Here is a 9025-nt window from a genome sequence, read left to right as displayed (position 1 = left end):
CGCCTGCGCCCCATAGCCCGGCCGCCCCACCGGCCCCTCCGACACCACCGTTGACGCCGTTTAAGCCGACGGTCGGGGAGGCCGGGCCGCCGGCGCCGCCCGCGCCGCCGTTGCCCAACCAGAACCCGCCCTGGCCGCCGGCCCCACCGGCCGCGCCGGCCCCACCGGTGCCGCCGCGGCCGCCGTTGCCGATCAGTCCTGCTGCGCCGCCGGCGCCGCCGGGGGCGGTAGAACTTACCGGTTGGGAGTAACCGTCGCCGCCGTTGCCGAACAGCAAGCCACCGGCCCCGCCGTTGGGGTTGGTTGCGGTCCCGGTGGCGCCGTCACCGATCAACGGGCGCCCCAGTAATGCGTTGGTCGGCGCATTGATCACCCCCAGGAGGTCTTGAACCACGGCTTCCAACGGTGACGCGTTGGCCGCTTCGGCGGCGGCATACGAGGCGCTGGCGGCACTCAGCGCCTCGACAAACTGCACGTGAAACGTGTTCGCCTGGCGGCTGAGCATCTGATATGTCAGCGCGTGGTTGGCGAACAACGCCGTGATGGCTGCTGATATCTCATCGGCGGCAGCGGGCACCATGGTGGTGATGGGAGCCGCTGCCGTGGTGTTCGCCTCAATCAGCGCCGAGCCGATGTTGGACAGGTCCGTTGCGGCCGATGCCAGTAATTCGGGGAAGGCCGTCAGATATGACATCGTTGTCCTCCTGCCACGTCGTAGACCCGTCGACGAATTGACGGAACGTGAATGACGAGTGTCCTGAGAGTACGCCGGTTATGGCAGCGTTCTGGCCGTTCCGGCATTTTCCATCCGTCCCATTCGCAGCTGGACAGCGGTGCCACAGCCGGGATGCACCTTCCTCGCGGTAGGCGACCGATAATGCCGTGTGCTGCAGGATCTTCACCAGCACCAAAACTGCCTCAGATTGGCTCTCGTCCATGTGAACGGCCACCGGTCCGTCGACCCGGCATCGGCACAGAGCGCCACGATTCACGAAATATATCGTGTGGCAATATTTCCCAATAGCAACGGGGGTCGCCGGAAGCTCCGCAGGCTATTGCCAGCTCGAAATCCACTTATTTGCAAGGACTTTGACCGGACCTTCGAGGAAATCCCGGCTGCGCCCGGCCAGCTGTCGCGTTAGCTTGCTGAGGCCCCGATTGCACGGACAGGAAGGGTGCCTGCAGTCCGGGAACGGATGGTTACCGGACACGCCGTCGCTATGTCATTTGTGCGCGCCGTGCGGCGGGTCGCAGATATCCACCCGGCTTACCCGACCCGCAACGGGACGGTTCCACGGCACTGCGGTACGAATGGTGGGTGGCCGAGCCGACCGTCTTGCTGTTGTCGACGTCTGACACCGACCTGATCAGCGCGCGTTCCAGCGGCAAAAACTATCGGTGGGCCAACCCGTCCCGGTTGTCGCAGGACGAACTGCCCGAGTTGCTGTCCGGCGCCGCTGTCGCGGTGCTGCGGATTCTCGGCGGCTATCGCGCCTGGCAAAGCGGCATCGACGCGGTGCTCGCCAGCGGCGTGCCGGCCGTGCTGGTCAGCGGTGAGCAGGCCGCCGATGCGGAATTGACCGACCGTTCCACCGTCGCCGCCGGCATCGCCGTGCAGACGCATATCTATCTGGCCCATGGCGGCGTGGACAACGTGCGTCAGCTGCACGCCTTCCTGTCCGACACGGTGTTGATGACGGGCTACGGGTTCACACCCCCCGTTGTCACCCCGACTTGGGGTGAACTGGCCCGCCCCGATGCCTCGTCGAACATCGACGGCCCGACGATCGCGGTGCTGTACTACCGTGCCCAGCACCTGGCCGGTAACACCGCCTATGTCGAGGCGCTCTGCCTCGCGATCGAAGACGCCGGCGGGCGCGCGCTGCCGGTCTATTGCGCGTCGCTGCGCACCGCCGAGCCGGAGCTGCTGGACAGGCTGAAAGACGCCGACGCCATGGTGGTCACCGTGCTGGCCGCCGGGGGAGTCAAGCCCGCCGCCGCCTCAGCCGGCGGCGAGGACGACAGCTGGAGCGTCGAACACCTTGCCGCACTGGATATTCCGATCCTGCAAGGTCTCTGCTTGACCAGCCCGCGGGACCAGTGGCATGACAACGACGACGGGCTGAGCCCCCTCGACGTCGCCAGCCAGGTTGCCGTGCCTGAGTTCGACGGCCGCATCATCACGGTCCCGTTCTCGTTCAAGGAGATTGACGACGATGGATTGATCTCTTACGTCGCAGATGCCGAGCGCTGCGCACGAGTTGCCGGTCTGGCGATACGGCATGCGCGGCTGAGGTACGTGGTTCCCGCCGACAAGCGGGTGGCTCTGGTGTTCTCCGCGTACCCGACCAAACACGCCCGCATCGGCAACGCGGTCGGCCTGGACACGCCGGCCAGCGCGGTCACTTTGCTGCAGGCGATGCGCGAGCGCGGTTATCAGGTGGGCGAACTGCCGGGTGTCCCTGACAATGGACCGGGCGACGGAGACGCCCTGATCCATGCGCTCATCGAGCGTGGCGGCCAAGACCCTGACTGGCTTACCGAGGGCCAACTGGCCGGCAACCCGATTCGGTTGTCCGCCAAGCATTATCGAGATTGGTTCGCCACTCTACCGGCCGAACTGACCGACCCGGTGACCCGGCACTGGGGGCCGCCCCCGGGGGACTTGTTCGTCGACCGCAGCCACGATCCTGACGGCGAAATCGTCATTGCCGCACTGCGGTCGGGCAACCTGGTGCTGATGGTGCAGCCGCCGCGGGGCTTCGGTGACAACCCGGTGGCGATCTATCACGACCCCGACCTGCCGCCCAGTCACCATTATCTGGCCGCCTACCACTGGCTGGGCTCAGGGTTTCCAGAAGGCTTCAACGCGCATGCCGTGGTGCACCTGGGCAAGCACGGCAACCTGGAGTGGCTGCCGGGAAAGACGTTGGGCATGTCGGCGGCCTGCGGATCCGACGCCGCGCTGGGCAACCTGCCGCTGATCTACCCGTTCCTGGTCAACGACCCGGGCGAGGGTACCCAGGCGAAACGGCGCGCGCACGCCGTTCTCGTGGACCACCTGATCCCACCCATGGCCCGTGCCGAAACATACGGTGACATAGCACGTTTGGAGCAGCTGCTCGACGAGCATGCTAGCGTGGCCGCTCTGGATCCGGGTAAGCTGCCGGCCATTCGGCAGCAGATCTGGACGCTCATCCGGGCCGCCAAGATGGACCACGATCTGGGGCTGACCGAAAAGCCACCGGAAGACTCGTTCGACGACATGCTGCTGCACGTCGACGGCTGGCTGTGTGAGATCAAGGACGTCCAGATCCGCGACGGCCTGCACATCCTGGGGCAACCGCCGGCGGGTGAACAAGAAGTCGACCTGGTGCTGGCAATCCTGCGGGCCCGCCAGCTGTTCGGCGGCGAGCACGTAATCCCCGGCCTGCGCCAAGCCTTGGGCTTGGCCGACGACGGGACCGACGAGCGCACCGCGGTCGACCGGGCCGAGGCGGCGGCCCGTCAACTCGTCGCGGACCTGCAAGCCAGCGGATGGGATCCTGCCGCCGCGGGTCGCCTCACCGACAACCCGGAGGTCGCAGCCGTACTACGGTTCGCCGCAACCGAAGTGGTGCCGCGCCTGGCCGGCACCGCTTTCGAAGTCGAGCAGGTATTAAAGGCTCTGGACGGCCGCTTCATCCCGGCCGGGCCGTCGGGGTCACCGCTGCGCGGTCTGGTCAACGTGTTGCCCACCGGGCGCAATTTCTACTCGGTCGACCCCAAAGCGGTGCCGTCGCGGCTGGCGTGGGAAGCCGGTGTGGCCCTGGCTGATTCGCTGCTGGACCGCTACCGCGCCGACTACGGGCAGTGGCCGCAATCGGTGGGCCTGTCGGTTTGGGGCACCTCGGCGATGCGCACCGCTGGCGACGACATCGCCGAAGTGCTCGCCCTGCTTGGTGTTCGGCCGGTCTGGGACGACGCATCGCGACGCGTGGTGGATCTCACCGCCATTGCGCTGCCCGAACTGGGCCGGCCGCGTATCGACGTGACGGTACGCATCTCCGGGTTCTTCCGCGACGCGTTTCCGCATGTGGTGACGATGCTCGACGACGCGGTCCGGTTGGTCGCTGGCCTCGATGAGCCTGCCGAGCAGAACTTCGTGCGTGCCCACGCCCAGGACGACCTCGCTCAGCACGGCGATCAACGTCGCTCCACCACAAGGATTTTCGGCTCGAAACCGGGTACGTATGGCGCCGGGCTGCTGCAGCTGATCGACAGCCGCAACTGGCGCGACGACGCAGACCTCGCCCAGGTCTACACCGCCTGGGGCGGCTTCGCCTATGGGCGCGATCTTGACGGCCGCGAAGCCGTCGACGACATGAATCGCCAGTACCGCCGTATCGCGGTTGCCGCCAAGAACACCGACACCCGCGAACACGACATCGCAGATTCCGACGACTATTTCCAATACCACGGCGGCATGGTGGCCACGGTGCGGGCGTTGACGGGCCAAGCGCCCGCCGCCTACATCGGCGACAACACCCGGCCCGACGCCATCCGCACCCGCACGCTGTCGGAGGAGACCGCCCGGGTGTTTCGGGCCCGGGTGGTCAACCCCCGGTGGATGGCCGCCATGCGCCGCCACGGCTACAAGGGTGCCTTCGAGATGGCCGCCACCGTGGACTACTTGTTCGGCTATGACGCCACCGCCGGGGTGATGGCCGACTGGATGTACGAGCAACTCACCGAGCGCTACGTACTCGACCCGGAGAACCGCAAGTTCATGGCGGAATCCAATCCCTGGGCGCTGCACGGCATGGCCGAACGCCTGCTGGAGGCGACTGGTCGTGGCATGTGGGCCCAGCCGCAACCGGATACCCTTGACGGCTTGCGCCAGGTATTGCTGGAAACCGAAGGCGATTTGGAGGGTTGAGCCATCCGATGACGACACGCCTTGTCTGCGTCGCCATGGCTGCTGCCGTGGCCGTCGGTGTCCTTGGATCCAAGCCCGTCCCGGCGTGGGCCGTCCCGGCCGATGATCCCGTCGCGCCGTCGGTGCCGGCGACAGCCGCGCACTGGGAAGCGGGCTGCCCGGAGCCATTGACCGAACTGATAGACCGGACGTGTTTCGAACCGTACCCGTGGGTGGCGGACTCGGCGCCGGTAAGCCTGGTCGGCGAGGGCGCCCCGTCGCAGGGGTTGCCGATGCGCAATGTGCTGGCGGTTGTAACAGGTGTCAAGGTGACGGTTGCGCTGACCGTCCGAGATTACAGCGGCGCGGATAGGTTGATCCAAGTCCAGCCCGGCTCGACCCGGGGTTTCTCCGGCGACGTGATCGTCGACGTTAGACAGGATCGCGTGGTCCCGTGATAGCGGGGGCAACAAGAGCGCGGCCAGCAGACGCGGAATCGCACCCGAATGGCCATTCGGGTGCGATTCCGCGTCTGCTCGGCGCTAGGTTGACACCGTGACGCCGACCTTCGCCGACCTCGCCAAAGCGCGATACATTCTGCTGACCACCTTCACCAAGGACGGCCGGCCGAAGCCGACGCCGGTTTGGGCCGCCTTGGGCCAGGACCGCGGTGACCGTCTGCTGGTCATCTCCGAGAAGAAGGCGTGGAAGGTCAAGCGAATCCGAAACACTCCGCGAGTGACACTGGCCATCTGCGACGTGCGTGGGCGTCCCAAGAGCGAGGCCGTCGAGGGCACCGCGGCAATCCTCGACGACTCGCAAACGGGCGCGGTCTACGACGCGATCGGCAAGCGGTACGGCATTGCCGGCAAGGTCTTCAACTTCGTCAGCAAGCTACGCGGCGGCATGGAAAACAACATCGGGCTCGAACTCACAGTGAGCTGACACCGACGAGCGGCGTTTGGTGCCGTTACGGGGCGTCGAGGCTTGGCCCGCCGCTGATCGTGGCCAATGGACAGCCGATCGCCGCGTGTCCACGCCGGGGCGATGGTTGCGGGAATGTGTTGTCGCGCGCCAACCCGAGTTGGCCTCGTAGCCGGGCGGGCCAGGGCCATGTGCTGCTTGGCGGAACTGAGCGCTTCAGCGTCGGTCTTGCCGGGAGCAATGCGTCGTCGGACGCGCCTCCCAGGGTCGCTCCTGTCCGGTTGGAGCGAAGCTCGGGCACAACCCCCCAATTGGACGACAGCGCTGTACTACAGCTGGAGGACACTATTTCTACAAGACAATTGTTACGCTCGGCCAGATTTTAATCCGTGGCGCGGTCGGCCGGATAAGCACCGGGCGGGGCGATCGGTCGGAAGGTGCCTGGTTGTGACATTGCTGGTGGCTCCTGAGAGCCTGGCGGTGGTGGGGTGTGCGGCGGTGTCGGGTGGGTTTTTTGGGGGTGTGGCGTGACGGCTGGGGTGTGGTTGGCGTCGCCGCCGGAGGTGCATTCGGCGTTGTTGGGTGCGGGTCCGGGGCCGGTGTCGTTGGTGGCGGCTGCGGCGGGGTGGTCGTCGATGAGTGTGGCGTATGCGTCGGTGGCCCAAGAGTTGTGCGTGGTGGTGGCGGGGATGCAGGCTGGGGCGTGGCAGGGGCCCACTGCTCAGTTGTGTGTGGGTGCTTATGTGCCGTATGTGGCGTGGTTGATGCAGGCCAGTGCCGAGAGTGCCGCGGTGGCGGCGGCCCATGACAGTGCCGCGGCGGCTTATGTCAGTGCGTTGGCGGCGATGCCGACGTTGGGCGAGTTGGCTGCCAATCATGCCGCTCATGCGGTGTTGGTGGCGACGAATTTCTTTGGGATCAATTCCATCCCGATCGCGCTGAACGAGGGCGATTACGTGCGGATGTGGATTCAGGCGGCGACCACGATGGGCGTCTATGAGGCGGTCGCTGCGGCGGCGTTGGTCTCGGTTCCACACATTTCGCCAGCGCCGCTGATTGTCAAACCCAGTGTCAGCGCGGCCACCGACTCGGCCGCCACCACCGCCCAAGCCCTCACGCCATTTCCGTGGGCCGAAATAATACAGCTCTTAGAGAAAATCGGCGGCGGCTACCTACTTTTTCTGGATATTCTCGCTTACTCCATCACCCAGGTTCTCATGGGAATACCCATGATAATCAACGATCTCGTCGCTGGGCAGGTCTCCGCCGCGGTCCTAACGCTGGTCAGTGTGTTGATAAATGCGGCGAACATCGTTGATATCACTTTGGCTACCGTCTTTTTGTTTATACCGCTCATGGTTCCGGTTACTATATTAGGCGTCACCCAGATTATTGTTGATTGGATTGTTGGCAATCTAGCCGGCGCATTGTTGAGTCCGTTTGCTGCGGCGGCCACCTACGGTGCTCTTCTGCCGGGTATCGCTGGTGCGGCGGTTGCACCACTGGCGGGTTTGTCGGTCGCACCGCTGACGGGTTTGTCGGCTACGCCGGTAGCTGCGGCAGCGATCGAAAGTGTGGTGCCCTCGGCGGCGGGGGGTTTGCCGCCGCCGACCGTTTCGCTGGTCCGTGTCGGTTCGACAGTCGTCACTGCTGAGGGCTTTGGGTTTGCCGGTACGGCAGCTAAGGGCACCGTGGTTCATGCCGGTGGGTTACTAACGCTGGGCGATGAGTTCGGCGTACGGGTGCCGATGGCGCCGGCGAATTGGAGTGCACCTGGTTATGCCGTCAGCGATGGGCTGGCGGCGGTGTCGGGTGGGTTTTTTGGGGGTGTGGCGTGACGGCTGGGGTGTGGTTGGCGTCGCCGCCGGAGGTGCATTCGGCGTTGTTGGGTGCGGGTCCGGGGCCGGTGTCGTTGGTGGCGGCTGCGGCGGGGTGGTCGTCGATGAGTGTGGCGTATGCGTCGGTGGCCCAAGAGTTGTGCGTGGTGGTGGCGGGGATGCAGGCTGGGGCGTGGCAGGGGCCCACTGCTCAGTTGTGTGTGGGTGCTTATGTGCCGTATGTGGCGTGGTTGATGCAGGCCAGTGCCGAGAGTGCCGCGGTGGCGGCGGCCCATGACAGTGCCGCGGCGGCTTATGTCAGTGCGTTGGCGGCGATGCCGACGTTGGGCGAGTTGGCTGCCAATCATGCCGCTCATGCGGTGTTGGTGGCGACGAATTTCTTTGGGATCAATTCCATCCCGATCGCGCTGAACGAGGGCGATTACGTGCGGATGTGGATTCAGGCGGCGACCACGATGGGCGTCTATGAGGCGGTCGCTGCGGCGGCGTTGGTCTCGGTTCCACACATTTCGCCAGCGCCGCTGATTGTCAAACCCAGTGTCAGCGCGGCCACCGACTCGGCCGCCACCACCGCCCAAGCCCTCGCCTCGACCCCGTGGGTGCAGATTCTATTCGAACTTGTGTTACTAGTACCAACAATGATATTCGAGTTCTTTTTGGCTCTGCTGCTCGATATAGCTTTTGTCCCGATAATTGTCGGCCTGATATTCCTTCAGCTCTTTATTATTGCGCTTCTGGTGGGCGTTATCGCATACCTATTCTTAACCCTGGAGTTTGGGACAGCCTTCACTTTTATATACTATATGGCACTTCTTCAGGTTGCGATCGCGGTCGAGTTTGTTGCGATTGGGATTCTCCTGCTGCTCCCGATCTTGATGCCTGCCGGCGCGATCGTTGATTTCGTCGCGCAGATTATTGGCAATTTGTTTGGAATTGCGTCGGGATCGTTGGCTGGAGCCGGAGCTTTGATCGGCGGTGCTGCCCCGGGGCTGGGCGCTGTAGTAGGAGCAGCTGCCGCACCGACAGCGGGTGCGCCGGTGGCAGCGATGGCGGTCGACAGCGTGACGCCGTCGCCGTTGGGTGTCGCCGGTGTCGATACGCGCGCGCAGCTAGTTTCCACGGCGACGGCTGACGGGGGCGCGGGCCAGTCGCCGATATCGGCATCCGATCGCGGCGCCGGCACCTTCGGGTTCGCCGGCGCTGCACGCGGCGATGCCCTGGTCGAACCTGGTGGTTTGATGGCTTTAGGCAATGAATTCGGTGCCGGCACCCAGCTGCCGATGCCGCCGGCGAGCTGGCGCGCGCCCGTGCTGGACGCGGCAGGTGCCGGGACAGTCCTCTTCTGACGAGACGCGAGCCGGCAAAG

General features: G+C 65.3%; 6 protein-coding genes. 5 read left to right on the top strand and 1 reads right to left on the bottom strand.

Going from position 1 to position 9025, the window contains the following annotated elements; genetic code table 11:
• Nucleotides 1-694 (bottom strand): PE family protein (locus tag EET13_RS15785; RefSeq protein WP_136623169.1); only part of this gene is annotated, 694 nt, incomplete at its 3' end.
• 624 nt (nt 695-1318) lie between these two features.
• Here EET13_RS15785 and cobN point away from each other — a divergent pair.
• The 5 genes from cobN (at nt 1319) to EET13_RS15760 (ending at nt 9005) form a co-directional block, all read left to right on the top strand.
• Complete coding sequence (cobN, locus tag EET13_RS15780; protein ID WP_122443166.1) at nt 1319-4918, top strand: cobaltochelatase subunit CobN; 3600 nt, start codon at nt 1319-1321, stop codon at nt 4916-4918.
• Nucleotides 4919-4926: 8 nt separating this feature from the next.
• Entirely contained in the window at nt 4927-5355 is a 429-nt protein-coding gene (locus tag EET13_RS15775; protein WP_136623168.1) for a hypothetical protein, read from the top strand.
• Between the two features lie 97 nt (nt 5356-5452).
• Nucleotides 5453-5842, top strand: a complete 390-nt coding sequence (locus tag EET13_RS15770; RefSeq protein WP_122443164.1) for a PPOX class F420-dependent oxidoreductase — start codon at nt 5453-5455, stop codon at nt 5840-5842.
• Nucleotides 5843-6309: 467 nt separating this feature from the next.
• Complete coding sequence (locus EET13_RS15765; RefSeq protein ID WP_483237990.1) at nt 6310-7659, top strand: PPE family protein; 1350 nt, start codon at nt 6310-6312, stop codon at nt 7657-7659.
• Nucleotides 7656-9005, top strand: coding sequence for a PPE family protein (locus EET13_RS15760; protein ID WP_122443162.1), 1350 nt, complete (start codon nt 7656-7658; stop codon nt 9003-9005). The genes EET13_RS15765 and EET13_RS15760 overlap by 4 nt, the downstream gene beginning before the upstream one ends.
• The last annotated feature ends 20 nt before the right edge of the window (nt 9006-9025 follow it).

Source organism: Mycobacterium attenuatum, assembly GCF_900566085.1.
Classification (GTDB): domain Bacteria; phylum Actinomycetota; class Actinomycetes; order Mycobacteriales; family Mycobacteriaceae; genus Mycobacterium; species Mycobacterium attenuatum.
Note: the sequence above shows the minus strand (reverse complement) of the source record. Positions and strands in the feature narration are given on the sequence as shown.